We start from the raw sequence: 26,094 nt of genomic DNA, 5'->3' as shown, positions 1-26,094 counted from the left end.
CACATAGGAAAAAAGGGAGTGAAGCACAAAACAGGGGGCAGATCTATTTCAAGGTCATTTGAAGATTGAGCAAATAGATTTGTCCCCTGTCGCCGTCCTGCACCTCACACTGGGCGAGCACACTACCGCGTTCTTGAAGTTGGGTGCAGGGCGACAGCGCATAACTGTTGAGTGTGTGCTTTGACGTCTCCAGGACTCTGAGGACGGCCGACCAGCACCCAGCCCCGGGTGCTCGCCGCCCATCGCCGCATCCTCTGTACGGGATCACCAGAACGATGCTCCTGATCTCTTTCCGTTGCTGCTACTCGGCGGAAATGACGACCAGTTTCCGATGTACCTTCACTTTGAGCCTCTGTCCGACCGTGAAGCCAGCCTGTTCTAGCCAAACACCCTGCAAACGAATCCAAGGAATAGCTCGTAGGCCGGTAAAGTTATTGCTGCTAGCAGGTACAACTGGAAAGTGAGTTCGCCCGGTCCTGATGGTGCGGATTTGTCCCTCAATAGATTTCGTCGACATAGCAATCCTTGCGAAGATTGTTAAATTGCCCTTGTTCAGAGGGGCGGCCAGGTACGTGAACACCGCTCGCAAACGGCCCGCATGTTTTCCCTTTCGGGTATTGTATCGATGCGCGCTACCCGGCCTTAGCGGAAGCTAGGGACGAATAAACACCGCAGTCTGTCGGGTGCGGTGAGGCCGTTGCGAGTGGTGTGTTCAGCACCAATTGCAAGGCTAGAGAACGCGGATGCTGACGCCAATGAGACAACTCTGCATTGCGTTGGCGCAACGGCGACGCATGTGGCTGTTCACCGCATGACCGCCCCCAGCGAGTTTGGCCACAGGCTGTCGAATGGCCACCCGGATGGTGGCGGCTCCCATACGATTCGAATAGCATGGCGGGTCCGCGTTTGAATAACTCTGGCCATGAATGAAATTACTGCAGGCGAGCTTTGGGAAAGAAGGAGCAAGTTGGAGGATGAGGCCGCATCCCTACTTGGTCACATGCTTTTCGAATTTTCGCGCCTCGAAGTAAACCTAGCTTTATGCCTTGTATGGGTAGACGGCGGTCGAAACTTGGAGAGTCTTACGAAGTCAGTCGAGAGCCAGAACTTTAAGACTAAGCTGGATGAACTGTCTAAGTACGTCGATGCCAGGTTATCGCGAGGCTCTAAGAGGCACAGTGCCTATGAGAGCTGGATTCAACGCGCTCATGTAGCTCGCCAACAGCGGAACAACCTAGTTCATGGGCGCTGGGGTGTCGAGGCGCACAAGAACCGCGTCGTCAACGTTATCGGGCTGCCCACTTCAGAGATGCAGCAAGTGATCGAGTACTCCATTGAAGAGCTAGCGGCCATCAATAGCGAGCTGCGCCATCTGCAAAGCGAGCTACGTAGGATGAGAGAGCATTGGCCTTTGTAAGCATTCAATTCGACGGCAATCATCATTGCTCGCCGATGCGCGGCCTGGGCGAGGCAGGCTGTGATTCAGGTCCGCCACTTGCACTTCCCAGCCGGCTCCTCAGATAGCCGCGAACGAATGCTGACAGGCGGACGCCATCAACTCCAGATTGCTTCAGATGCTCCTTGCCCATCAACCACGCGCGGCCAGAAACCGCTGCCAAATGGAACGACCAACTTCGTCATAGCGTCTTACTTCACTTCCGAAGGCGACACGATCCGCCACAGTCACAAGCGGCTCAGGCAAGAACGGATCGAACACTAGTTGCCGGATCGCCTGGTCGCCGAGCAGATAGGCTTCCTTGGCGGCCAACTCTACGGGTAACGTGTCGAGCCTGGCATTCGATTTCTCAAGCAGACGCCTGCTCTCGCGATAGCCCTTCACAAGCTCCTTCCCGTTCCACAGGCCGCGAGCCTTCGATTCCAGCCCGGCGTCGAAGTCTCGTACCGTAAAGACCGGTGCACTATTCTCGACGCCAAGGCCGTGGAGCCGTTCGCGCGTATGGGCGACGCCTCCGGCGAGGTTATCCGGCCGGACATACAGGCCTTCGTCGAGTTGCCGCATGCCGACGAGCGCAAGGGCGCGCTCACGTGCACGCAGGGCCGTACGATCGCTTCGTCCCAGGCCGGCGATCAGGACGGCTACCCATGTGCCATCCCAAGGACGCACTCGCTGCTCTGCAACTCGCCATGCGGATATGTCTTCACCCAGCGCCCGGCCCTCGGAGCCAAGCCGATACGTTCCTCTTCCCGCTGTCTCAATCAGATTGGCGTTCGCCAGACGGGTAAGCGCAACCCGCGCATTGTTGTCCGAGATCCCGAAGAGCGCGCAGGCGCGGATAGCGTCGGAGGCGTCGAGGGTCTCCGTCTCTGATGCCACCAGGAGCTTGAGAATCAGGCGGCGCGCTGCCGGACCGGGAGCACTTTCATCCAATGCAGCCTTTGATGCCTCAGCCATAGGGTAGGGTTCTTCCTGATATTACTTGTTTTTTCAAAACATGCGACGTTGTGTAATATACGAATCGCTTCCACGGATGAGAGTCTACCCATGTCAGCCAGGTCACAGTTCAGCACTCACGATGTCCAGAACCAGCCGTTGCCCCTGCCCGCGTATAACGCCTGGTCAACGGATCGCGCATTGCAGGAGGCCGTAGCGCGGCATGGCGGAGCATGGGCGAGCGAGCACCTTGCGGCCTATGGTGAAGTCACGGGCGGACGAATGATGGAGTACGGGGAGCTGGCCAACCGTCATAAGCCGGTACTGCACAGCTTTGACAGGTGCGTATTCCGGTGAATGTGACCGCCGATTCCGGCATCGTGACCACTGATTCCGTTTTATCGTGACCGCTGTGGCCCCGCAGTTTCCGGCTGATTGTGACCGGCCATTCCGGCGTCGTGACCGGTGATGGGTTGAGGGTGTTGCGCGGGGACGGATTCTACTCTGCCAAGCTAAGCAGTGTGGCTGCCGCTGGATGTCGTGCTCGTTTTTTGAGCAGACTTTCTGAGCGAATCGCCCGCCAGCGTGATGCGGTGAATGCGGTGCATCAGACGATCGAGGATCGCATCGGCGATGGTGGGATCGCCGATCCAGCCATGCCAGTGCTCGACGGGTAGCTGGCTGGTAATGAGTAGCCCACGGCTGCTGCCGCGATCGTCAATGAGTTCAAGCAGGTCATTGCGCGTGACCGCGTCCAGCGGCGCCACTGCCCAGTCGTCCAGCACGATCAGGTCAGTCTTGGCCATCTGCAGCAGCCATTTGCCGAAGCCACCGCTGCCATGCAGGATACGTAGCTCTTCGGCCAGCCTGGGCACGCGCAGATAAGCGACGGAATGCCCGCGGCGGCAGGCGTACTGCGCCAGCGCGCAGGCCAGCCAGGTCTTGCCGACGCCGGTCGGGCCACCGATCAGGACAGTATGTCCGGTTGTGATCCAGTCGGACAGCGCGAGACTGGTGACCTGTTTCCGATCAATGCCTCGGCCTGGACGGGCGTCAAGATCCTCGATCGTGGCGTGGGGGTACTTGAGGCGGGCACGCTGCAAGAGACGGGCAAGCTTGCGGTCATTGCGCCAGAGCAGTTCGCGGTCGATCAGCAGCGCCAGACGTTCCTCGAAGGCGAGCGCGCTGGCGCCGGGCTGGGCAAGCTGTTCTTCCAGGGCGGCGGCAAAGCCGTCGAGCTTGAGTGAGCGCAGTTGCGCGAGCGTGGTGTGGGTCATCATGAGATTGGGTTCCGGTTGTGAGCGCCAGGCAAGCAAGATCGGCTGCGGCCCAGCGGTAGCGGTGTGCGAGGGCCATTGAGGCGAATCGCGGGAGTTAGTGCTGCCTGGCAGACGGCGTTACTGGTAGTAGCTGGGGCCGCGCAGGTGTGCATGGTCGGGACTGACCCACTCGGCAGGAGGGGCTGTGGTCAGCCGATCGCGATCGGTTTCGAGCACGTTCTTGACGTGGCGGTACTGATAGGAGCCGAGCTCCAGCGCAATCGCACAGGCGGCTTCGAGGCGTTCCTTGCCATAGCGCTTGGCCAGGCTCAGCAACCCCAGACAGGCGCGGTAGCCGTGTTCAGGATGCTTGTGCTGCTCAAGCAGCCGGCGCACGACAGCACCGGTGGCGCCGCCGATCTGCTCGCCCCAGCGGATGAGTCGCTGCGGTGTCCACTCGAGGTGGGCGCGATGGGCGGCGGGCAGATGCTCGGGCACGGTGGTGAAGCCACCGGCGGCCGCGCGCGCATGGACAGCGACGCGCTGGCCACGGTGCAACAGTTCGACCGCATGAGCGGTAATGCGTGCATCAAGCATCTGGCCGACCAGTGCGTGCGGCACGCTGTAGCGATGCTTCTGGATCTCGATGTGATGGTCGATATGGACCTTGACGGTGCGGAACCTGGCGATCTCGTAAGGGACCGCCGGCAAGGGGCGGAGTGCCGGCGCATCCAGGGCCGCGAAGGCACTGGCACGGCTGCCTGGCAGCTTCTGGAAGGGGCGCTCATTGAGTGCGGGCAGCAACGCCGCAATCGCGCGGTCGACCGCATGCACGGTCTCGAAACGCTGATGGCGCAGTCGTGCGAGGATCCAACGCTCTACGATCTGCACTGCCACCTCAACCTTCGCTTTGTCCTGCGGGCGCCGTGCACGGGCAGGTAGCACCGAGGTGCCGTAATGGCGCGCGAAGTCGAGCACCGTCTCGTTAGCGCGCGGCTCATAACGGTCGGCGTTGGCAATCAAGGCGCGCGGGTTGTCTGGGACGATCAGTTCTGGGCTGCCGCCGATAAAGCTCAGGGCACGCACCATCGAGCCGATCCAGTCCACCATCGTCTCGCGCGGCGTGGCGCAGGCGAATGTGTAGCTGGACGCGCCGAGAGCCGCAACAAACACATGGGCGCGGCCGCCGTCGGCCACAGCGATGGTCGGCCCGGCATAGTCAACGAACAGCTTCTCACCGGCCTTGTGGGTCTGCCGCATCGAGCGCTTCAGGCTTTTTGCCCAGGCGTGGTAGCGCTCGCAGAATTGCGTGTGGCGATAGGTCTTGCCGCCGGGATGGGCCTCAACATATTCCTGCCACAGCAGGGTCAGCGTGACGCCCTTGCGCCGCAGTTCCTGGTGGATGCGGGCATAGTCCGGCGGCACATAGGCGCTGGCGCGTGCGCTGGGCAGCAGGTGCGCGGCAATCGCTGTTTCATCGAGATCGCGTAGCTGCTCCCATGTCATGCCGGCCTCAGCGGCCAGTGACACATACTTGGACACCACGCCCTTGGAAACTTGCAGCGCCGCGGCAATGCTGGCGTGCGACAGTTTGGACTCGTGCTTGAGTCGTAACACGTCTTTGATCATGCGTATCGTCATGGGCGGCTTGGGCATCGCTTCTCCGTGCAAAAACGCAGAAGGTTATCCACAGCCTGGGTTGAACAATACGCAACATCCCCACCCGGACCATCGCCAGCAGGACACCACCATATCAGCGGTGAGATGCCTCTCCGGCGGCCCGGTCACGATCGCCGGAACGGCTGGTCACGATAAACCGGAAATGCCGGTCACGATGCCGGAATCCGCGGTCACGATAATCCGGAATGACCGGTCACGATCGGCCGGAATACGCAGACAGGTATGGCCGGCGCATCGACACGGTCGAGTTTCACCCGGCCTACCATCAACTGATGGGCCACGCGATGCAGGGCCAGGTTCATACCTTTTCCTGGCGGCACGAGGATCGGGTTGGCGCGCACGTTGCGCGTGCAGCCCTGGTGTATCTGAACGGCCAGCCGGACGCCGGCACAAGCTGCCCGCTAACGATGACACATGCCGCCATTCCGGCGCTCCGCAAGTCTCCGGCGGTTGCAGACGCATGGATCCCTCGCGCGACAGCCAGCGAGTACGACTCGCGCGCACTGCCTGCTCATGAGAAGACCGCGTGCACGATCGGCATGGGCATGACGGAAAAGCAGGGCGGCTCGGATGTCCGAAGCAACACGACGCACGCGCACCTTCAACGGGACGGTACGTACGAAATCGTTGGCCACAAGTTCTTCTTTTCAGCGCCGATGTGCGATGCGCATCTGGTCCTGGCTCAGGCGGAGGGCGGTCTGAGTTGCTTTCTGATGCCACGTGTTCTCCCTGACGGATCCCTCAATGCGGTCCGGATCCAGCGGTTGAAGGACAAGTTGGGCGACTGGAGCAATGCATCTTCCGAGGTCGAGTTCCAGGGAGCGACGGCGAGTCTGGTTGGCGAGGAAGGGCGTGGCGTCGCGACGATTATCGAGATGGTTGCGCTGACCCGGCTGGATTGCATTCTCGGCTCAGCCGCGCAGATGCGGCAGGCAATTGTGCAGGCACTCCACCACACGAGTCAGCGCAAGGCATTCGGACGTTTGCTGATTGACCAGCCTCTGATGCGCAATGTCCTGGCCGACCTGGCAATGGAGAGCGAGGCAGCCATCGCGCTTGCGATGCGTATCGCTTGCGCTGTGGATGCGTCGCCGCGAGATCCGCATGAGGCCGCACTCGCCCGCATCGGGACCGCCATTGGGAAATACTGGGTCTGCAAGCGTACGCCTGCCTATATCAACGAAGCGCAGGAATGCCTGGGTGGGATTGGATACGTCGAGGAGAACATCCTGCCGCGGCTCTATCGGCAGGCGCCTCTGAACTCGATCTGGGAGGGCAGCGGCAACGTTCAGTGCCTGGACGTCCTGCGTGCCTTGCAGAAGGAGCCCGGAGTTCGCGACGCCCTGTTCAAGGAACTCCACACGGCGCGAGGGTTGCATGAGGCCTATGACCGGCATGTGGCGTGGCTGCATAAAGCCTTCGAAGACCAGACCGTCCTGGAGGCGCGCAGCCGGCTGGTGGTAGAGCGAACGGCAATGGCCCTTCAGGCGGCGCTGCTGTTGACCTCCGGGAATGATGAGATTGCCAATGCCTTCTGTCGCGCCCGCCTGGCACAAGAGTGTGGCTTTGCATATGGCACGCTGGACCCACAAGCGCCGATTGCACTGCTGATCAACCGCGCCAGTCTGATGATCTGACCTCCCGCCGCGAGCTGACGAACACCTGACATCATGCCCCTGCATCTCTCGCAACTGCTTGCGCAGCGCGCCGCGCTGTCGCCGTCCCGCGAAGCCATTGTGTGCCCGCGCGGACGCTGGACCTTTTCTCAGTTCAACGATCGCTGTACACGGCTTGCTGATGCATTCGCCGAGCTAGGGGTTTCCGAAGGGGATCGAGTTGCGATCTACGCAAGAAATGGTGAGGCCCAGGCCAATGCGGTGTTCGCTGCCGCTCGTGCTGGCGCGACTGCCGTGGTGTTGAACTGGAGGCTAAGCGCCGCGGAACTGGCATACATTCTCGCTGATGCCGAGCCTTCCGCTCTGCTGTATGAGGACGAATTCGCTCCTGTCGTTGAACTGCTCGTTGAAGCCCAGCCGCTGCGGGGAATCATCCGGGTGGGAGAGCGTGGTCTTGGCGTCGATTACGACAGCATTGTGGACGGGTCCGGACCTCTGGCATCAGGCTCCCGTGAAGTGCGAGCCGATTTGCCGGCGGTCATCATGTACACCTCAGGCACGACTGGGCGTCCCAAAGGGGCGATGCTGTCGCACGAAGCCCTGATCTGGGCCGCTCATGCCAATGCCAATACCCTGGATTGGCGTCAGGATGCGCGATTCCTGCTCGTCGCACCGATGTTCCATATCGGTGGACTGTCTCCGTTGATTACCAATGTGCTAAAGGGATGCACCACCGTTCTCCGGGCAGACTTTGATCCGACGGAGGTCTGGCAAACCATCGCCGCTGAACGCATCACGAGCATGATGACGGTACCGGTGATGCTTCAGGCAATGCTTGCGGTGGCAAAGGCGATGTCGGTTGACGCTTCAAGCCTGTCGTGGGTGAGTTGCGGAGCGTCGGCAGTACCGAAGGCACTGATCGAGGCCTGTCTCGATCTGGGTATCAGCGTGCAACAGGTCTACGGAACTACCGAGTTCTGCGGAGCCGTGTCATTCTGGACCACCGAGATGGGGCTGGCGAAGGCACACTCGCAAGGCAAGGTACATCTGCACGGCGAACTCAGAATCGTCAACCCGGCGACGGGAGCTGCGCTGTCGACCGGGGAGGACGGTGAGATCTGGTGCCGGGGCCCGATGGTCTTCTCCGGCTACTGGAGAAATCCGGACGCCACGCAGGCCGCCTTGCATCAGGGCTGGTATCGAACCGGAGATATCGGCCATCTCGACAAGGATGGTTTCCTGTATGTCGTGGACCGTCTGAAGGATATGATCATCAGCGGCGGAGAGAACATCTATCCCGCTGAGCTGGAAGCCGCGATCCGCACGGTTCACGGTGTTGCAGACGTGGCGGTGGTCGGGCGGGCAGATGCAAAGTGGGGGGAGGTCCCCGTCGCGTTTGTGGTGTGCAAGCCAGGCTCGTCCGTTATGGAGGCAGATATCCTGACCGCTTGCAGACAACGGCTCGCCGGGTACAAGTGCGTGAAGGCCGTTGAATTCGTCAACAGCCTGCCGCGCAATGCAGTTGGGAAGATACTGAAGCAGGAGTTGCGGGCACGGCGGTGATCGGAAGGTCTCCGAAGATCGCCTGATAACTGATGGCTGTGAACTGCAGTCCATCACCAACCAGCTCTTGGAATCGATTCAGGTCCAGATGGGGGACGCGTGGCGTTGTCAATTGGCCGCGAGGCAGATTCATGAGGTATTGCCGCTGGCGGCGAACTGCCCCTCGTCGTACGAGACCAAAACTTGCAGACCGGTCGGTCGCGGGGGAACGACGCTTCCCTACCGCAAGACCCCTTGCTCCCGAGGCCTACGGCTCAATCGACTTGCGATCTCCCATCCATTGCCGCGCAATCGACAAGAAAGCCTGCAACAGTTCAGGGGCTCTTTCCGCGCTGTACACAATACCAAGCGGTGACAGCGGTGCTGTGATAGCAACGTCTAGTTGGTGGACGCGCCCGCTGGCGATCAGACCCCTCGACACACTGCGTGGCAGAAGCGTGACGGCGCCAGGCTGTTGCAGAAATCCTTCCAGCACCGATAGGGAAATGGTGGAGAGCGGAAACAACATGGCATCGGGCAGCGCGCTCAGTACTACGCGATCGAACAACTCTCTCAACTGGACGCTCGAAGCGGGTAATACCCAGCGTGCACCATCCAATGCGGTGATGGCCAAGCCGGCCATCGTGGACAGCGGATGGGACGATGCAGCGACGATGATGGCATCGTCTTCAAGCAGCGGCTCGAAGACCAGTTCTGCTGGCATTTGTAGTGGTGCCCTGCAGAACAATGCATCGAGACCGCCGCCGATCAGCACCGGTAGCAAGCGCGCGTCGGTGTCTTCCGCCAAGTCGATGTGAACATCAGGATGCTGGCTGTAAAAGGCCGGCAAAAGCGGCGCTATCAGTGCGTAGGAAGCCGCTGGTATGGAGCCGATGCGCAACGCGTTGGTCGTGCCCCGTTTGCTGGTTGCGAGGTACTCCGCAGCCTGCCGGATTCTGACAATGACTTCACGCGCATGCGATATCAATCCATGCCCACTCGCTGTGGGTCGAATGCCGCGAGCGTGCCGCTCGAACAATCTCATGCCAACAACTCTCTCCAACTCCGCCAGGGCTTGCGTGGCGGCAGACTGGCTCATGCAGAGTTCAGCAGCGGCACGCGCAATGCTTCCACACTCTTCGACCATCACCAGTAACTGAAGCTGCCGCAAACGTCCTTGCCTGATAAGGCGTCCGAAGATCGTCCTGGCGAGCGATAAGCTGCTCGTCCCGGCCATCCCGGAACTCTCGGGTGATCTTGAGGTTGCGTCGCTCGGGCCCTTCATGGCGAAGGGATTGACCAGGTGGCTGCCATCCATGGCTCGCATTGGAGAGTGGATTGGAGTCTAGGACGCCGAGTCTTCATCCCATACGGACAATGCTATCAAGCTTGATCTATGTCAGAGCATGGCGATCGCACCAGGCTCAGATATTCAGCTACCCGGTAGCTCGGCTGGAAATTCATCTGCAGTGAGAGTGCGATGCTCGCCTAGCATTGAGTCGAATCGACGAGCGTCCTGACTCTGCCGATTCGATCTACGTATGAAGGAGATGAAAGATGAATGCACTTCGTAACCATGAAGCCATCCGTGCTTCAGTCAAGCCGGTGATGCTGCGTGATGTCTACAAGGATCTGATCGCTACCGATCCATGTACATCGATTGCGGCACCACTCGATAACCCAAGGCCGAAACCGGCGTTACCAAAGAATCGGTTCCCCGGAGACAGCTCGACCCTGGCCTATATGTGATTGCCCTTTGCGGAGATGACGCCGCGCACGGAGGCTTGCCATGTTGAAGGCAAGAATCAGCATCGAAGATCTGTCGCGGACGCCTCGCTGGTGCGGCAGAGGAATTCGGTTTGGAGGTAGCGAGATTTCAGCATTTCCGAACCCATGCCTCTGCACTCTGTTTGCACAGGGGATAAACCGTTGGGTCTACGCCGTACTCGAACGCAGTACTCATGAGCCGGACGAAAAACCTCCATCCGCGCAGGGCATATTGTCGCTCGAAGACTATGCCGAAGTTCACAAAGAGATTCTGAACTGGCCGCTCGATTATGCGCTAGTGGAAGCCGTATCGAACGGGCCAAATGCACAAGTGCGGGTGACATCGGGGCGGCTGGGCGTTGCTCCTCTCTATGCGGCAGTCGGGGCGGGTCATGTTGAATTGTCATGGGACTGCGCAGACGTGATCTCTCGCGGAAGTCACGCCGCGGATTTTGAGGTGCTGGCTCATGTCCTGGGTCTGCGCACCTTCTACGCGAGTCGCCAGGTCTGTACAGGAATCGCACTGCTGACCGAGCGTTCCTCGCTTCTCGTTGATGCCGAGGGCGCATCATTCGTCTATCCATCCGCTGCGCCAACGCTTTCGCCGCACGCCTTGCAGGAAGGTGTGGATGTACTTGGTGCGTTCGAAGCCTGTATGGCGAGCGCGACCGGTGCAAGGCCGCTTGATGCGAGCGGATGTCTGGTGGAACTCAGCGGAGGCATGGATTCCGCCTCAGTTGCAGTCGCCACAACGCAACTTTCCGGTGCCCCTTGGCGTTCGGCTGGCATCGTACTCGCTCAGCATGACCGAACCGTGCAAAGCACGCGGCGGCGCTCGATCGTGCAGACGCTCGCTCTTGAGGACGTGTCATTCGACATGTCAGCCTATATGCCCGTTGTTGATCTGGATTCTCCTGTGAGGGCACCAGAGCATCCTCTTGGTGAGTTCTACATCGAGGCCTTCGATGCGCTATGGCGACAGGCGGCAACGAAAGGTTGTCATGCTGTCCTGACGGGAATAGGCGGCGACGAGCTGTTTCCTCGCTACGAAACGGACCATCCGTCTGCAAGCAGGGTGAAACCTTCGAAACTGATAGCCGCGGAGAAGATCGCTCGGTCAATGCTGAGCCGCCGGGCACGCGTTGCCGCGGATACTGAGCCGCTTTACTGCGCACCGACCAGCGCCATTCCGCAAACCGCGCTGCTAGCACATGCCGCTCGCTCGCCCTACATGATGCGGCTTGGACTGTGGCCAGTGAATCCATTGTGCGACCCTTGTCTGATCGGGTTCTGCCATCGACTGCCGATCAAGTTTCGGGGCGAACGTCATCTGCTTCGCCAGTATCTCCGCAGGCATTTGAGAAAGGATCTGTTTCCCATTGGGTATAAGAAGGAGACATTTGACTACGTACTGCCGGAAGTCATCTCGCTTCATTACGATCGAATAAATGTACAGCTCCGCGAATGCGCACTTGCTGACTTCGGTCTGGTCGATATGAAGGCGGTGCAAAGCGTGTTGAAGCGCGTCGCTGATACGCGTGATATCGCGGCGATGGCTCCGCTGGCGATCTTCCTTTTCCTTGAACGGTTCATGAGACAGGTCGCATAGGCCATGACCACTGATCACGAAAGCAAATCGGCTGGGGACATTGCACTGGTGCGGCGGGCCGTCGCAACCGTCTACGGCATAGACGCGATCGACGTGCATGAAGTCGTGCGCGGGGTGAATCGAACATTCTCGCTGACGGATTCCGCCGATCGGACCTACTATCTTCGTCTGTACAGAACCCATGGACGAGACGAAGTCGAGATCGACGCTGAGCTGCATTTGCTAGCGCGAATCGAGCGGGATGACCTGCTGGAAGTATCGAGTGCACATTCAACGCTCCGGGGAGGAAGGCGCTTTCGTCTTGCCTTGTCGGACGGTGCAATACGTCATGCAGCTTTGTTTGACGCTGCAGTGGGACGTCCTTTGGAGATGACCTGTGATGATTTCGCTGCAGCTGCGAACGCGCTGAAGCGTCTTCATGCGCAGCCTGCGTTGGGCGAGCTCGCACCAAGCAGACATATTGCAGAGCTTGGTGAGGCATATCGGACGCTGAACCGTTTGGCCGAAGCGTTCGCCTTTGCCGGTAGCGCAGCCGCGACAGTCAGGGACCGTTGCAAGCACTTAGCGGCTGCCGGTTGGCCCCCTGCCGGTATGCCCATCGGCTTCTGCCATGGCGATTTCCGAGTTGCGAATATGCGGATCGAAGGTAGGCGAGTCACGTTGTTCGACTTCGACGACTGTGGATGCGGTCCGCAATGGTTTGACCTGGCCACCATTGGATGGTGGCTCGAGACCGAAGGCCGAGACGATTCAGCGTCTTTGTGGCGTGCGTTCGTCAATGCCTATATGCCAGCGTTGTATGGCTCCCCGGGGTTTTTCCATGCGATCTCTGTTCTGATCCTGCTTAACGAGATCAGATCGATCGGCTTTCTGCTTGACTACTGTGTACTGGATGAGCCGACATGGCGTGAGATGTGCAGGCGTTTGGATGATCTGAGCTACCGCGCAGTGTCAGGTCAGCTGGCCATTGACCGTTGGTCCGCGTAAGCAAGAAGGAAAAACCAGCGAAGGGGCTCTCATGAAGATTGAGATCCGCACTGCGAGGCATAGCGATCTCGAATGGTACAAGCTTCTGCATTCCGACGAGGCGTTCAACCGTTGGATAGCGCGAAGAATCAACGATCCGCAGTCCATGGAAGATGAGTTCTTGTTCAAGCTCGAAGCACAGTGCACCCGCCGCGGCGTGTTTGCCGTGGTGGACGTCGACGGCACAAGTCAGGGGTATGGCGTTTTGCTCTTCTCCGTTACGGGGGACAGCGCTCACGTCGAATTTGGCGTGGATCCTCGCTATCAGCGCAAGGGAATTGGCAGTTTGCTACTGGAAGAAGCGTTGCGTGCCGGCAACCGTATTGGACCGGGGCTGAGAATTATCAAAGCGGTGTGTCACCGAGATAACGAGGGCTGCATCCGGTTACTCAGGGCTCAAGGCTTCACGATGTCAACGGTGGCCGGGCTGGTAAAGCCGCCTCTTTACGTCGGGTGGCAACTGCGAGTCGGCGCTCAGGAGCGGGTCAGCTAGCTAGTTGATGGTCCGGTCGTGATGCTGTCATGAGACATCGGCACCGCCATCGAACCGCACCTCATCCAACAGCGGCAAGAACTTTCCGACCAGCCTTTCAAGAGCGCCTTGGCGATAGACGCCGTCAATCCCAGAGTCCCCGGGGCATCCATGCCAACGCCATCCTGCGGATCGTTGATCACTGCTTACATCAACATGAATGACAACGCTGTACACATTGCCGATCAGGAAATAGCCATGGAATACGCCTTCACTTTTCGATTCCCGCTGACGCAGGCCGACCGCGACATCGAAGCACTGGTCGAACGCTTTGGCGAGGCAGGCTGTGAGGACGCACTCGTGGGTACCGGCCTGCCAGGACGCGTGGCGTTGTCATTTGTCCGCGAGGCAGATTCAGCGGACTTTTCCTGAGCGCAAATGACAGACCGCCTGAGATCAGAAACAACTATCGTCTATGTTTGTCTGGTTTTCCGAACGATACTGGTGGCGACGCTATTTGATGTGCTCAGCCCCGTCCTTCCTCTGATCGGCGCCGACCTTGGCGTCAGCCAGGCGAGATTCCAGGCCTTCTTCTCGGCAGCGTTGATGGTGGGCGCCGCGGTTTTGCTCGGTGCGCCATGGCTGGTCGATCATATTGGCAGGCTGCGCACAGTAACCGTGAGCGCCGCGGGGGCCAGCTTGCTGGGCATACTAAGTGCGGCTGCCCAAAGCTACCTGGCTTATGCCGTAGCCTTGCTGGCAATGTTCGCGGTAAATGCAATAGGGTCGGTTGCAAACCGGGCGCTGATGCGTGACCTCTTGACCCACGAGCGATACAAGACGTTATTCGCCTACGGACAAGCCGCATTGGAAGCAACCAGCATCGTTGCGCCGTTGGCTGCTGGATGGATCGCCGCCGCGTGGGGCTGGCGCACAATGTTTGCAGCGTTCTGCATGCCGCTGCTCGCGGTGCCGCTGCTGTTCGCAATATTTCCGCCTCCGGCCTCTCCCGCCACTCGCGATGCCCGGCCTTCCGGGCGCGCGATGTCATTTACGGAGTTGACTAGCCTTTGCATGATGGCCAGGGTCCCGCTGATCCTGCTGTGCGCGACACAGAGCGGATATACCACTTTGCTGGTGGCCAAACCATTCCTGCTGGCAAGCCGCTTTAGCTTGTCAGTCACTGCAATAGGTGGCGTCCTTGCTGGCTTTGCGGGAATCGGCGTGATCGGCTATCTTTGCTCCGGCGCGCTGATGGCACGTGTCTCGGAGCGCAGCCTTGTTGCCGCAGGCATTCTCTGCCAATGCCTCTCGGCGCTTGGGCTATTGCTCCTTTCAGTCACGGAAGCATACGCGCTTCACCTGTTCCTGGCCGCATTGGCCGCTGCACAGATCGGCTTTTGCCTGATCGTACCCGTCGCCAACGCATGGATCATGAATGTCGCGGCCGAGTACCGTGCCATTGCCGCAGGCATGTTGGGCGGACTGCAGGCATTGAGTGGGGGCGCTGTCGCGTTTCTAGCTGGTATTGCCTACAACGATTCGGCACTGCCTGTGGCGGTTGCCTGTACGATTTCCGCGCTTGTCGCGGCCGTGACACTGCGGCGCGTGCGCTGATAGTCAATTGTCCGGCGCAGCGGACCGAGAGAAAGTCCATGAGCCAGTATGCAAGCGCATCGCGTCGTGATACTGACAATGTGCGCTCAAGAACGTCAGAAGAGGCTCGAGCCGGCGCCAGCGCCGCAACTGGCCCCGCACCGTACTGAGTCCGTAGCGACGATCCGCGATCGTGAAAATCACTACCCAGTGGCCATTGGCTTCATGGTGAGCGTCAACGTCGTAACCACAACCAAGGAAGGTTGCCAGACGATGCAGCTCCGAGATCGTGATAAGCGTACCTGCTGGTGCGCCGGATAGCCCTTGTAGTTCGGACATTGCGAACCTCCCTGCAAACGGGCCGACGACGGCCCCGTGGCGAACGGATCGTCACTTCACTCGGCCCAGGCCCGGCCGCGACGGCGGATACGGCAAGGCGACTCCCAAACCGGAAGAACCGATTCGAATTTGACGTAGTACAAAGGTCTGCACAGTTTGCTTAGTGAAGAATCTTGCTTTCAGTTGAGGCCATTTTCGGCCCCGATGATCATGGCAAGGTGCCACCAGAGACATGGAACTAGGCATTGGGTACGGAATCAATCAGGCGATTTCCGAGAGTGATTCGGGAAATTTCCTCTTGATCGACTCTGACCTATGACAACAGGTCGCCAGATCGATACCAGTGACCCGCGCCAAACACCGGAAGAAAGAAGTTGAAACTGCACTAAGGTACGCAGAGTCGCAAGGCGCTTACATCAACACGAATGACCCCGCCGTGCACATTGCAGATCAGGAAATAGCCATGGAATACGCCTTCACTTTCCGATTCCTGCTGTCGCAGGCCGACCACGATATCGAAGCACTGGTCGAACGCCTGGGCGAGGCAGGCTGTGATGACGCACTCGTGGGTACCCGCCTGCCAGGACGCGTGGCGTTGTCATTTGTCCGCGAGGCAGATTCAGCGAAGGCGGCCATGGTGAGGGCCCTTGCCGATGCCCGGCTCGCCATGCCGTCTACTACGCTGATCGAAGCGGTTCCCGATCTGGTGGGACTCACCGATATCGCCCATGCCGTCGGCATGTCCCGCCAGAACATGCGCAAGTTGATGATCGTCTATCCCGAGTCTTTCCCGGCGCCGGTGCATGAAGGCAGCACCACACTCTGGCACTTGCCGGATGTGCTGGTATGGCTGGATCAGCGCGATTACAGCATCGACCCGATCCTTCTGGATGTCGCCGGCACGGCCATGCAAGTCAATCTTGCCCGGTGCGCCAGTCAGGTGGTGCCTGCCATGGCGCGGGAGTTGCGGGCACTGGTGGGGTAGGGGCGGCGCCCCAGACGCCACCCTCGTGTTCGCGCCGTCCATGCTTCAGATGTGGCGTTCGCTCATCCCGGAAGTGCCCGAATCAGCTTGCTGTCCAGGACGTAGCAGGCGACGAACGCCAGAATGGTCATTCCCGCAATCATCAGCAATGGCCGTCGCTGTCCGGGGCTGACGTAGAGCAGGCATCCAAATGCGCCGAGCCATACCAGCGCGAGGATGAGGTCAAACAGGAGCACGGCGGCGGATACAACGCCTGCATATCCGACGAACATATCGTCCCTTGTTGGCGCTGCGACGATGTGAAAGAGGCTTAGCCCCACAAATGAAGCGGGCAACAATACCGAAGGTATCAGGAACAACCATCGTAGGGCCATTGCTCGGTCTCTCGTTGCCACAGGGGGCTCTCCTTGGCTACCTGTCCGGCATCGGGCTGCCCCGACCCTCGGCAGTGTTCGTTGAACGATCGCAACACTCATGCGGGCATGCCGGCAGAAAATCGATGGAAGCGGATCGTGTGGGCACACCTGAGATCGGCTTGTTGTAGCTGGTTCCTGGGTCCTCGATGTGGATGCGGGCTATGCCAAAGCCCCGATCCGCCAGGAATCGACGGACCGTGTCAGCTCTGTCATGAGCCAGGTGCTTGTCTCCCTTCTCCGACTTGTCAACGTGTCCGGTAATGAAGAAGCTCTCATAGTTCGGAAACCTCGATTTCAAATTGGCTATCCAGCTTCCAAGTCGCAGCGCCTGCGCTGTCTCCAATGCAGATGATTCAACGGAAAAAATCAGATCCAACGAGCGAACAGGGCTGCATGCAATCGCACCAGACAATGATGCACACGAGAACCAGAACACCGCCGCCGCCTTACTCAGAGCAGATGATGTAACCCCCGGTACTGTCAGCATTTAATAGTCCTTTGGCCGTGTGCCTGGGCGGCGTCGATGGCTGGCTGCTGCCGCGTGTAACACATCAGCATTGGCGATGTTGTGCCGACTCGGAAGTTGGCGCGTCACCCAGCGATCCGTCGCAAGAAACGACGCGGCAAAGAAGAGGACACCTGCCATGTAGGCGAGGATGGCCCGCAACCGTTCGCCCGGCCGGCGCACCAGTATGTAGAACAAAGGCAGCAAGCCACCGAAGGCGATCACTGCCGCGCAAAGGACCGTGATACCTGCAAGCGCAGCTAAAGGGCCGGTCGTAACTTGTGCATGCGTAACCGGCGTGCACGCCGCGATTGCTGCAAACGCGATGCCCAGCAGGCTCATTGCGATGGCGCACAGATCTACAAGTCTGACGGCTTTGCTTGCCTTTGGCCTCATCACTTGAGCTCTTCTGATACAAGACGGTCCGCCAGAAACCCCTGAGAGATGGGCGATCCAACCAGTACCAGATGGTCGATGGCGTGGCCTTCTCTGGCGTATGGCAACGTAGTCTGTGCAGCCAGCAAGAAGCTTGCTGCATGAAGCTTCTTGTTTTCGATTGAAGCCATATTCGGTTCCGATGAGCATGGCAAGTCGCCATAGGAGTCATGGAACTAGGTCCCTGCGAGGGAATCAATCAATCGAATCCGAAAATGGTTGCCGAAAATTCCGCTGATCCACACCGCGCAGGCCACCCCATCGGATCCAGGCAGGCCCACGCAGCGCTTCTAAACAAAGCACGCCATCACGCCAGCGCACCATCAAGATACGGATCAACATTGCGCGCGGGCGCGTTCGAGGGCCACGTCTGGTCCCGGCCGGCCAGGGAGCGCGAGCCGTCGTAGTAAGGGTCCACGCTGCGAGCGGGGTCCGCCGAGACACCCGTACGGTCCAGGCCAGCGAGCGAGCGGGCGCCGTCCGCGAACGGATCAACGTTGCGGGCACCATCCACAAACGGGCTGCGCGGCTCCTGCACCGAGCGCGCACCCTCGGTGTACGGGTCACGTGCATCGCTGACGGAGCGGGCACCATCGGTGAACGGGTCGCGCGCGCCAGCGTACGACAGGCTGGCGGCCTGTGCGCCGGCTGCAGCGGCAACCAGGGCGATGGCGAGGACAAAGCGCTTGGCGATGTGGGTAGTCATGATCGATTTCCTTTAACGTTTGACAGGGTAGAGGTCCGGTGGAGACTGCGTCGTTGCAACTCGCTGCGGGCCCGTGGAAAGCATTAAAGGCGACCGATGTATCGCGCCTGTAGAAGGTGCCGGCCGGATCTGTTGGTAAGCGTATCGGTGGTGCTGCGTGATACAGAACTGTACAAAGACGGCATCCCGGCACACGTGCGGGAGATGGGCCACCCTCGCACCGCCGGTTGGTTCGCCAGTTATGCTGGATATGCCGCCAGAGTGAAGGCTCTGGCGTGATCAAAGTGGTGACCAAGTCTCAACGGACTGGCTGGTGGCGGTGCGCGGCCGTGCGTTGGCTCGGCGCAAGACGAATCCGCAAGAACACTCAGGGGGCATACCCTTCCGGTGCCGGCGGCGGGAAGTCGGGCTTGTAGTTGGCGGGTGGCGTCGCGGGCGGCGCCGCAAGCATCTGGCCGTAGACCGGGACCCGGTGTCCGCTGGCGTACATGCACTGAATGTAGGCAGAGTCGTATCGGTACTGCGCACTGTATCCCGGGTCGCTTGAATTGCTGGCACTGACCTGCGAACTGCTCACCGCCGCTGTGCTGGAGGTTTGAGGCGAGCTAACGCCGCCGGCCCGGCCCAGCGCGAACTGGCGGCAGTTGCGATCGTCACCGATGAACTGGTCAAACGTCTTGTTGCTGCCCGGCAGCACCATCACGCTGGGGCCCGACGGCATTGCCGTACACGCGCCCACGACGAGCGCGGCCGCTATCAGGAGGGGAACGGAACACGGCTTCATCAGTATTTCGGCATTACGGCGACGGCTGGGCGGGCACCGTTTGCCAGCCGCCCGGGCAGTCCTGGACATACGGGTAATAGCCACTGGGCTGGTCGCAGCGGTACCACCACGCGTTCGCCGACGCAACGTCCGACCCATCGCCTTTCTCGATGTATTGGGCCGCGGGCGCGTAGTAAGCGGGGTAGGAATTGGGGTATGGCCAGCCATCGTACCGATATCCCCACCAGCCCGGCCAGCCGGCGCCTACCACGAACGCCACATTCCCGTGCCCATGGTGAAAACCGTGATGATGAGAACCGCCATGGTGGGCGCCACCCTGACCGTGAAAGCTGCCGCCGTGCATGCCACTGCCACCACCACGACCGCCACCACGACCGGCCGCAAACGTCGGACCGCTGGCGGCCATCGCCGCTCCTGCCACAAATGCCAGGGCGATCTTGCAAAGCCTGTGCCCGTTCATGATGTGTTGTCCCCCAGCCTTACTGCATTACGGGTGGGTCACCCGGAACCCGCGCCACCCGGCGCCGGCCATGGAGCCCCGGAAAATGTGGCGTTACTGCCATGACCGGCAAGGTTCCCCGCCACATCTGGCCTGAGAGCGCTTCGCGCTGTTGTTTCTTTGTAAACGACTGACAGGTCGGATTTATTCCATCCATGGAGGCAGCGCCTGACGGCACTGCCCGCCAGGCCTATTCGCCTTCAGCCAGCCCCTTGATCTTCTCCACAATCTCCGGATTGGCGAGCGTGGACACGTCCCCCGGATCCTGATGGTTGGAGATCGCCGCAAGCACGCGCCGCATGATCTTGCCCGAGCGCGTCTTGGGCATGTCGGGAACAATCACGACCCGCCGCGGCCGTGCAATGGCGCCAATCCGGGACACCACGGATGCCGAGATCTTGCTGGCAATTTTCGGGGAAGGGGACAACCCGGGCTTCAGCGACACGTAGAGGTCGGGCACCTTGCCCTTGATCTCGTCCGCCACGGGCACGACTGCCGCTTCGGTGACATCCGGAACAAGCAGGGCGGCAGACTCGATCTCCTTGGTGCCGAGGCGGTGGCCCGCGACGTTGATGACGTCGTCAATGCGGCCGAGGATGCGAAAGTAGCCGTCAGCGGCTTGCATCGCGCCATCACCGGCCAGGTAGGGCCAGTCGCGCCAGTCCTTGCTCTTTGGATCCTTGCAGTAGCGCGCGTAGTAATTCTTCACGTATCGATCCGGATCTTTCCAGACCGTCTGCAACACGCCTGGCCAGGGGTTGCGGATGCAGATGTTCCCGGCCTTGCCGGATCCGCTCGGGAGTTCATGGCCATCGTCATCGAAGATCACGGGATGAATGCCGGGAATGCCGGGGCCGGTGCTGCCTGGCTTCATCTTGTGAATCGCCGGCACCGTACTGCAGAGGAACCCGCCATTCTCGGTTTGCCACCAGGTATCTACGATCACCGCTTCGCCTTTTCCCACCACCTTGTGGTACCACTTCCAGACCTCGGGTTCGATCGGCTCGCCAACGGTCGTCATGTGCTTGAAGTGGTACTGGTACTTCGTGGGCTCATCGGGTCCGCTGCGCCGCAGCGCCCGGATCGCGGTAGGCGACGTATGGAAGATGTTGACGCCCAGCTTCTCCGCAATCCGCCATGGCCGGCCGGGGTCGGGATAGGTCGGGACGCCTTCGTACACGACGGATGAGGCAGCCAGGGAAAGTGGCCCGTAGACGATATAGGAATGACCCGTGATCCAGCCGATGTCCGCCATGCACCAGTAGACATCCTCGGGGTGAATGTCCTGGATGTATCTGGAGGTCCAGGTAACGTAGGCGAGGTAGCCGCCGGTGGAGTGCTGGCAACCCTTTGGCCGTCCGGTCGTCCCGCTTGTGTACATCAGGAACAGCGGCGCCTCTGCCGGCATCTGTACGGGTTCCACACGTCTGCCACGGTACTTCGCGAGGAGATCGTTGACCAGCACATCACGCCCGTCGACGAGGGCCGTCGGGCTCGAGTACTTGCCGGGGTAGCGTTGCCAGACCAGTACCTTGTCGATCTGATGCCCGGCGCTGGCGGCCTCGGCAACGGCGATGTCGGCCTTCTCCTTATGGTCCAGCAGGTCGCCAGCGCGGTGGTAGGCGTCCATGGTGATCAGCAGGCGGCTCCCCGAATCGACGATCCGGTCCGCGCATGCCTTGCCACTGAATCCGCTGAAGACCTGTGAGTGAATTACGCCGAGCCGCGCGCAGGCCAGCATGGTGATCGGCAACTCAGGCACCATCGGCATATGCAGGGTCACCCGGTCGCCGACGGCCAGCCCGAAGGTTTCGCGCAGCAGGGCCGCCAGTTCGTTCACGCGTACAAAGAGTTCCTGATAGGTAAGGTGCTGCACCGCCTCATCCTCGGGCTCGGGGACGAAGTGAATGGCGGTCTTGTTCCTGTGGCTGGCCAGGTGGCGGTCCACGCAGTTATGGCAGGCGTTGAGCCTGCCCCCGACGAACCAGCGCCAGAACGGCGGATTGCTGGCGTCGAGGGTGGTCTCCCAGTACTTGTACCAGTCGAGCAGATCCGCGAACTCTTTGAAGCATTCAGGACAATGCTCAAGGGAAAAGCGCTCGAAGATGCCGGGGTCGGTCAGGTTCGCCTGAGCGATGAACTGCACGGGCGGCGAGAAATAGCCTTCCTCTGGCCAGTGGACCGCGATCTGGGCTTCGGAAACATCCGCTGCTTGCGGCTCTGCGGCATGGCGCGGTGACTTGTCTTCCGACATGACCGTCCCCCTTCTTACTGCCCCAGACATCGACGCAGGCAAGGTTGACCATACTGACTGTCAGGAACTCCGCCGCGAGGTGATCTCGGCCTGCCCGAAGCGGTTGGGGCGCAACTAAAGCGGCTAAGTAGATATTAAGTGGCGGGGGACGGAGTTGCCAGCCAAAGGTAGGGCCCCGCATATCGCGCGGCCTCGCCTGACACGCCATGACGGAAGAAGACCGCGCGGCAGGCCTGGCTTGCCGGCGTTCCGCGAACTAAATTCTTACTAGACAGGGAGGCCGACCGGAATCGGGAGATGGCCATGGATGTTCTCGTGGAACGCGTGGATGTGTGGGCGGCATCCATTCCAGACAGGCCAGGCGGCCTGGCGGACGCGCTGGCAGCCTTGCGCGACGCGGGCGCGGATCTGCAGTTCATTGTTGCGCGCCGCACTGAGGAGGCTGGCAAGGGGATCGTGTTCGTCACCCCGCTGCAAGGTGACAAGGAAGTTCGCGCGGCGGCACAAGTGGGGTTCAATGTCACGCATAGCCTTCACTCGCTGCGGGTCGTCGGCCCCGACCGACCCGGCGCGGCGGCGGACCTGACGCAGCAGCTCGCTGTCGCCGGAATCAATCTGCGCGGCTTCTCGGCGTCCGTGCTGGGAAGACAGTATGTCGCGTTTCTGGCCCTGGACTCGGAAGCAGACGCCGCCAAGGCGGAAGCGATCCTGAAGAAGGCTTGAAGCGCCGCAAACCTGTCGTGCTCACGGCCTCTGGTCAATGTCCCGCCCGCAGCGGGGCGGAATTTTCGTGGGGAAGACGACCATGGATCTGCAGGTAGAGCAGGTGGAAGTGTGGGCGGCAGGCATTCAGGACAAGCCTGGTGGCCTGGCCGGGGTCTTGGCGACGCTGCGCGATATGGGCGCCGACCTGCAGCTGATCATCGCCCGGCGCAGTCCGGACAGGCCTGGCGAAGGCGTAGTCTTCGTGACGCCGCTGGAAGGCGATCGGGAGATGGAGGCGGCTGCCATGGCGGGCTTCAATGTCACGCAAAAGCAGCACTGCGTTCGCGTTCTCGGCCGCAATCGGCGGGGTATCGCGGCCGCACTTTGCGGGGAGCTCGCGGAAGCAGGCATCAACCTCCGGGGCTTCTCGGGGGCAGTGATCGGCCCGCAGTTCGTCGCTTACATCGCAGTCGACTCTCAGGCTGAAGCCGACCAGGCGACAGCCATCCTCCTGGCCATCTGATTTGGCGCGCGGCGTGAACCGGCGTGCGTCGGCCCACCGTGATGCCATCTCCAGATGCGGACGTACGGCCCTGGTCTATGACGGGTACATGACAGGGGCGGCGCATGGGTGGTGGGGCGTCTCCTCCCGCTAGCCCTCACAACGCCGCCCCTGCTGCATCGGCGGGCACTTCACCGAGCCGAACGAGCAGAACACGCAGCAGTCTCCCGGCTTGGGTTTCAGCAGCGCCTTGCAGTTCGGGCACTCGTAGAAGAACTGGCAGGCGTCGGTGGGCATGGTTTCCCGCTGCGCCGAGCCGCAATGCGGACAGGTCAGGACGGATTCAAGGACGAGGTCGCGCATCGCGTATCCCAGCTGAAAGGCAGGCGGGTTGCCCATGAGTGTGGCCAGCGCTGATCAACGATCCGATGTGCCCATGACACGCCGCCGAATCAGCCAGTCAAGCGAGAACCTGCCCGCGCCGCGCGCCAGCAGCACCAGCAGCATTGCCGCCCACTGGATATGCGTAGGCCATGCCTGCGGATAGACGAATATCTCGATCACCGTGGTCATGCCGAGCAGTATCAGCGCCACGGGCCGGGTTGCCAGGCCCAGCACCAGCAGGACTGGCGTTGCCAGTTCGATGGACACCGCCAGGTAGGCAGCCAGTTCCGGCGGCACCAGTGGAACCCGGTACTCCTCCCGGAAGAGTTCGACCGCCGTGTCCCAGTTCGCCAGCTTGGTCATGGCTGAATTCCAGAAGATGGTGGCGACCGCAAGTCGCAGCGGAATCGCAAGGGCGGTGTAGGGAATGCGATCGAGCCATGCGACTGCGCGCCGCGCGCGCCCGGCAAGCGTGATGGAGGCGTGGGGGGATTGTGTGGCGGGTGTCATGGCGATAGATCCGGGAACGGTAAGTCGGAAGCCTGGGCCAGGCCGAAGCCGGCAAAACAGCCGGCCGACAACAGCGTGGCAAGCCAAGCGTGTGCATCAGACGGCGGTGTCGCGCCAAGCGCGGCGTGCAAGGGAAGCCCGGCCACCAACGCTGCGGTGAATTGCCATTGCCACGCGCTCAGCCGGTCGACGTCGATGCCGCCGGAGGCGCGGTGCACGAGCAGCCAGACCGGGTCCGCAGCCAGGTCGATATGCGCCATGGCATGGTCGTCGTGGTTCAGCACCGCGTGCCAGATGGCATCGACGGGGAATCTGGAACGCACCAGACGCACGGCAGGGTTCGGCGCAAAATGCACGTCGCCGAACGTGGATGCTTCCAGCTCCGCAAGGCGGCGCAGATCCAGCGGCTCGGTGTCCGGCGCATGCAACACCGCATTCACCGCCCATTCGAGTCGGGCGGTGTCCGGCAGGTAGTCGAGCGCGGCAGCCTCAGGCAGGCGCTCGAGGAAATCCGGAAACGCTTCGCCGTAACCATCCAGCCATGCGCGCTGCGGGGGTGACTTCTCGATGAAGAGCCGGGCAGCGCCTTCGAAAAACTCGGCGCCAATCAGGGCCTGGATGGCCGGGTAGGAAAGGCGAAGCGCAGCCACTAGCGTCGCGGTGGCCGTGTTCCGGTAGATGCCGAGCCGCGCCTGCGGCGTCAGCCCGTCTGCGGTCACGTGTGCAACGCCGCTGTCGTCATCACTGTCGGCGCCACCCCACAGCTCCCGGGCGATCGCGTGCTGCAGGTCAAGCAGCGAGGGGAGATCGGATGGCATGCTGCGCTCTTTCCAGTGCGGCTTCTGCAATAGCCGCTTCGTCCATCAGCACATCGAGCGGCGGCACGTCCGTATCCCATTCGATCAGTGTCGGCACCGGCCCAAACAAATGAAGCGCGGCCTCATAGAGTGTCCACACGGCTGGCGCAACACGCGAGCCGTGATCGTCGATACGCAGCACCTGCCCATGCTCCAGTTGCCGGGCGCTGTGGCCGGCCAGATGGACCTCGCCGATTGCCGCCGGCTCGAGCGCGCGCAGGTACGTCATGGCATCCCAGCCGTGATTGCTGGCGCTGACGTAGATATTGTTGACGTCGCACAGGATGCCGCACCCGGTGCGCCGTGCGACTTCGGCGAGAAACTCCCACTCCGGGATGGTCGAGTGGCGAAACTGCAGGTAGGTGGAAGGGTTCTCAATCAGGATGCGGCGCCGCAATGCGCCCTGTACCTGGTCCACATGCCGGCACACAACGGCCAGCGCTTCCTCCGTCATCGGCAGCGGCAGCAGATCGGCATAGTACGTGCCGCCGGTGATGCTCCACGAAAGATGTTCCGACACCAGCCCGGGTTCCACCCGGTCGACAACCTCGCGCACGCGCGCCAGATGGGTCAGGTCGAGTCCCTCGGCACTGCCCAGGGACAGGCCGACCCCGTGCAGCGAGATGGCATAGTCGCGGCGAATGGCGGCCAGGCAGCCTGGCGTGCGGCCACCGCCCATGTAGTTCTCGGTATGCACTTCAAACCACGCGACTGGCGGGCGTTCCTCGAGCACCGCCTGATGGTGCCGAAAGCGCAGCCCGACCCCGGCTCGCGGCGGGATCGGGCCCGGCCCGTGTGGATTGGCAATCGCCGCAGCAGGCATGGTTCGCTCCTGTCTCGCCTGATTCAGGTGGCCTTCAGCTTGCCGCCCTGAATCTTGCTGCAGTCGCCGGCGGGCAGCAGCACGAACGATTTGGTGTCGCGGGCCTGCGTGGCTTGTCCGGCGCAGGAATGCGCGCCTTCCGCGCAGTCGTTCTTTGCCGAGGCATTAATGCCGTAGCACTTCTCCAGCTTGTTCTTTTCCATCCGCGCCATGTTGTCCTTGACGATCTGCGGCATGCCGCTCATGTCCTTCATGGCTTGCGCCTGTGCCGGCATGGCGGCCATGGCCAGCGCGAGCCCGAGGGCGGACGACAAGGTCGAGGCGGCCAATACATGTCTGTTCATCTTGCTGTCTCCTGACGATTGCGGCCCGGATCCGGAGCCGTGTCAGGAAATTCGGCTTGCCGCGACCAAAGGTTACGCATCCCCGAA

The 26,094-nt window shown here is 61.1% G+C and carries 29 protein-coding genes and 1 pseudogene; 12 read left to right on the top strand and 18 right to left on the bottom strand.

Going from position 1 to position 26,094, the window contains the following annotated elements; all coding sequences use genetic code 11:
* Positions 1-301: 301 nt before the first annotated feature.
* Positions 302-517, bottom strand: coding sequence for a SymE family type I addiction module toxin (locus RS901_RS38820; RefSeq protein WP_410054151.1), 216 nt, complete (start codon positions 515-517; stop codon positions 302-304).
* Positions 518-1,588: 1,071 nt separating this feature from the next.
* Positions 1,589-2,413 (bottom strand): PaaX family transcriptional regulator C-terminal domain-containing protein, encoded by an 825-nt coding sequence (locus tag RS901_RS03585; protein WP_316151555.1) that lies wholly within the window; start codon positions 2,411-2,413, stop codon positions 1,589-1,591.
* 90 nt (positions 2,414-2,503) lie between these two features.
* Between RS901_RS03585 and RS901_RS38815 the strand changes: the two genes are divergently transcribed.
* A complete protein-coding gene (locus tag RS901_RS38815) occupies positions 2,504-2,749 on the top strand; it encodes a hypothetical protein (protein ID WP_410054150.1) in 246 nt (81 codons plus the stop codon).
* Between the two features lie 155 nt (positions 2,750-2,904).
* Here RS901_RS38815 and istB read toward each other — a convergent pair whose 3' ends face one another.
* Both istB and istA read right to left on the bottom strand, forming a co-directional pair.
* Positions 2,905-3,672 (bottom strand): IS21-like element helper ATPase IstB, encoded by a 768-nt coding sequence (gene istB / locus RS901_RS03580; protein ID WP_316150636.1) that lies wholly within the window; start codon positions 3,670-3,672, stop codon positions 2,905-2,907.
* A 117-nt stretch (positions 3,673-3,789) separates the two neighbouring features.
* Positions 3,790-5,307 (bottom strand): IS21 family transposase, encoded by a 1,518-nt coding sequence (gene istA / locus RS901_RS03575; protein WP_316150637.1) that lies wholly within the window; start codon positions 5,305-5,307, stop codon positions 3,790-3,792.
* A 209-nt stretch (positions 5,308-5,516) separates the two neighbouring features.
* Here istA and RS901_RS03570 point away from each other — a divergent pair, with 209 nt between their 5' ends.
* Together RS901_RS03570 and menE are read left to right on the top strand one after the other, a co-directional pair.
* Positions 5,517-6,968 carry an acyl-CoA dehydrogenase family protein gene (locus tag RS901_RS03570; protein ID WP_316151554.1) on the top strand — a complete coding sequence of 484 codons (1,452 nt, stop codon included), beginning with the start codon at positions 5,517-5,519 and terminating at the stop codon, positions 6,966-6,968.
* A 33-nt stretch (positions 6,969-7,001) separates the two neighbouring features.
* Positions 7,002-8,510 (top strand): o-succinylbenzoate--CoA ligase, encoded by a 1,509-nt coding sequence (gene menE, locus RS901_RS03565; RefSeq protein WP_316151553.1) that lies wholly within the window; start codon positions 7,002-7,004, stop codon positions 8,508-8,510.
* Between the two features lie 247 nt (positions 8,511-8,757).
* Here the strand turns inward: menE and RS901_RS03560 are convergent, their stop codons facing one another.
* Complete coding sequence (locus tag RS901_RS03560; protein WP_410054167.1) at positions 8,758-9,726, bottom strand: LysR family transcriptional regulator; 969 nt, start codon at positions 9,724-9,726, stop codon at positions 8,758-8,760.
* A gap of 320 nt (positions 9,727-10,046) precedes the next feature.
* On the opposite strand from RS901_RS03560, the gene RS901_RS03555 reads away from it, so the two are divergent.
* The 6 genes and pseudogenes from RS901_RS03555 to RS901_RS03530 all read left to right on the top strand — a co-directional run bounded on the left by RS901_RS03555 (position 10,047) and on the right by RS901_RS03530 (position 14,980).
* Entirely contained in the window at positions 10,047-10,238 is a 192-nt protein-coding gene (locus tag RS901_RS03555; RefSeq protein WP_316151551.1) for a hypothetical protein, read from the top strand.
* A gap of 40 nt (positions 10,239-10,278) precedes the next feature.
* Entirely contained in the window at positions 10,279-11,865 is a 1,587-nt protein-coding gene (locus RS901_RS03550; protein WP_316151549.1) for an asparagine synthase-related protein, read from the top strand.
* A gap of 3 nt (positions 11,866-11,868) precedes the next feature.
* The gene (locus RS901_RS03545; RefSeq protein WP_316151548.1) at positions 11,869-12,852 is read left to right on the top strand and encodes a phosphotransferase enzyme family protein; all 984 of its coding nucleotides are present in this window, start codon (positions 11,869-11,871) and stop codon (positions 12,850-12,852) included.
* 31 nt (positions 12,853-12,883) lie between these two features.
* On the top strand, positions 12,884-13,384 hold the full coding sequence (locus tag RS901_RS03540) for a GNAT family N-acetyltransferase (protein WP_316151547.1): 501 nt from the start codon (positions 12,884-12,886) through the stop codon (positions 13,382-13,384).
* Positions 13,385-13,621: 237 nt separating this feature from the next.
* Positions 13,622-13,786: pseudogene (locus RS901_RS03535) on the top strand (DNA-binding protein); the annotation flags it as partial.
* Between the two features lie 15 nt (positions 13,787-13,801).
* The gene (locus RS901_RS03530; RefSeq protein ID WP_316151546.1) at positions 13,802-14,980 is read left to right on the top strand and encodes an MFS transporter; all 1,179 of its coding nucleotides are present in this window, start codon (positions 13,802-13,804) and stop codon (positions 14,978-14,980) included.
* A 3-nt stretch (positions 14,981-14,983) separates the two neighbouring features.
* Here RS901_RS03530 and RS901_RS03525 read toward each other — a convergent pair whose 3' ends face one another.
* Positions 14,984-15,298, bottom strand: a complete 315-nt coding sequence (locus RS901_RS03525) for a hypothetical protein (protein WP_316151545.1) — start codon at positions 15,296-15,298, stop codon at positions 14,984-14,986.
* A 463-nt stretch (positions 15,299-15,761) separates the two neighbouring features.
* Between RS901_RS03525 and RS901_RS03520 the strand changes: the two genes are divergently transcribed.
* The gene (locus tag RS901_RS03520) at positions 15,762-16,283 is read left to right on the top strand and encodes a DNA-binding protein (protein WP_316151544.1); all 522 of its coding nucleotides are present in this window, start codon (positions 15,762-15,764) and stop codon (positions 16,281-16,283) included.
* Between the two features lie 62 nt (positions 16,284-16,345).
* Here RS901_RS03520 and RS901_RS03515 read toward each other — a convergent pair whose 3' ends face one another.
* The 7 genes from RS901_RS03515 to acs form a co-directional block, all read right to left on the bottom strand.
* Entirely contained in the window at positions 16,346-16,657 is a 312-nt protein-coding gene (locus RS901_RS03515; protein ID WP_316151543.1) for a hypothetical protein, read from the bottom strand.
* A gap of 37 nt (positions 16,658-16,694) precedes the next feature.
* The gene (locus RS901_RS03510; RefSeq protein ID WP_316151542.1) at positions 16,695-17,186 is read right to left on the bottom strand and encodes an OmpA family protein; all 492 of its coding nucleotides are present in this window, start codon (positions 17,184-17,186) and stop codon (positions 16,695-16,697) included.
* Positions 17,187-17,789: a hypothetical protein gene (locus RS901_RS03505; RefSeq protein ID WP_316151541.1), complete on the bottom strand. Its 603-nt coding sequence runs from the start codon at positions 17,787-17,789 to the stop codon at positions 17,187-17,189. It lies immediately after the preceding gene.
* Between the two features lie 157 nt (positions 17,790-17,946).
* A complete protein-coding gene (locus RS901_RS03500; protein ID WP_316151540.1) occupies positions 17,947-18,345 on the bottom strand; it encodes a hydroxyquinol 1,2-dioxygenase in 399 nt (132 codons plus the stop codon).
* A 367-nt stretch (positions 18,346-18,712) separates the two neighbouring features.
* On the bottom strand, positions 18,713-19,129 hold the full coding sequence (locus RS901_RS03495) for a glycine zipper family protein (RefSeq protein ID WP_316151539.1): 417 nt from the start codon (positions 19,127-19,129) through the stop codon (positions 18,713-18,715).
* A gap of 13 nt (positions 19,130-19,142) precedes the next feature.
* Positions 19,143-19,589, bottom strand: coding sequence for a hypothetical protein (locus RS901_RS38810; RefSeq protein ID WP_410054149.1), 447 nt, complete (start codon positions 19,587-19,589; stop codon positions 19,143-19,145).
* 229 nt (positions 19,590-19,818) lie between these two features.
* Complete coding sequence (gene acs / locus RS901_RS03490; protein ID WP_316151538.1) at positions 19,819-21,882, bottom strand: acetate--CoA ligase; 2,064 nt, start codon at positions 21,880-21,882, stop codon at positions 19,819-19,821.
* Positions 21,883-22,185: 303 nt separating this feature from the next.
* Between acs and RS901_RS03485 the strand changes: the two genes are divergently transcribed.
* On the top strand, positions 22,186-22,605 hold the full coding sequence (locus RS901_RS03485) for an ACT domain-containing protein (protein ID WP_316151537.1): 420 nt from the start codon (positions 22,186-22,188) through the stop codon (positions 22,603-22,605).
* Between the two features lie 82 nt (positions 22,606-22,687).
* The gene (locus RS901_RS03480) at positions 22,688-23,110 is read left to right on the top strand and encodes an ACT domain-containing protein (RefSeq protein ID WP_316151536.1); all 423 of its coding nucleotides are present in this window, start codon (positions 22,688-22,690) and stop codon (positions 23,108-23,110) included.
* A 129-nt stretch (positions 23,111-23,239) separates the two neighbouring features.
* Here RS901_RS03480 and RS901_RS03475 read toward each other — a convergent pair whose 3' ends face one another.
* Genes RS901_RS03475 through RS901_RS03455 form a run of 5 tightly spaced genes read right to left on the bottom strand, consistent with a single transcriptional unit; the run spans position 23,240 to position 26,007 of the window.
* On the bottom strand, positions 23,240-23,452 hold the full coding sequence (locus RS901_RS03475) for a GDCCVxC domain-containing (seleno)protein (RefSeq protein ID WP_316151534.1): 213 nt from the start codon (positions 23,450-23,452) through the stop codon (positions 23,240-23,242).
* Between the two features lie 54 nt (positions 23,453-23,506).
* A complete protein-coding gene (locus RS901_RS03470) occupies positions 23,507-23,983 on the bottom strand; it encodes a DoxX family protein (RefSeq protein ID WP_316151533.1) in 477 nt (158 codons plus the stop codon).
* Positions 23,980-24,801 carry a DNA-binding domain-containing protein gene (locus RS901_RS03465; RefSeq protein WP_316151532.1) on the bottom strand — a complete coding sequence of 274 codons (822 nt, stop codon included), beginning with the start codon at positions 24,799-24,801 and terminating at the stop codon, positions 23,980-23,982. Before RS901_RS03465 ends, RS901_RS03470 begins: the two co-directional genes overlap by 4 nt.
* Positions 24,773-25,663, bottom strand: a complete 891-nt coding sequence (locus RS901_RS03460) for a DUF692 domain-containing protein (protein ID WP_316151531.1) — start codon at positions 25,661-25,663, stop codon at positions 24,773-24,775. The genes RS901_RS03465 and RS901_RS03460 overlap by 29 nt, the downstream gene beginning before the upstream one ends.
* A 23-nt stretch (positions 25,664-25,686) precedes the next feature.
* Positions 25,687-26,007, bottom strand: coding sequence for a DUF2282 domain-containing protein (locus RS901_RS03455; RefSeq protein ID WP_316151530.1), 321 nt, complete (start codon positions 26,005-26,007; stop codon positions 25,687-25,689).
* Between the last annotated feature and the right edge of the window lie 87 nt (positions 26,008-26,094).

Source organism: Cupriavidus sp. BIC8F (assembly GCF_032465815.1).
GTDB lineage: Bacteria > Pseudomonadota > Gammaproteobacteria > Burkholderiales > Burkholderiaceae > Cupriavidus > Cupriavidus necator.
This window is presented reverse-complemented; position numbering and strand designations above follow the sequence as displayed.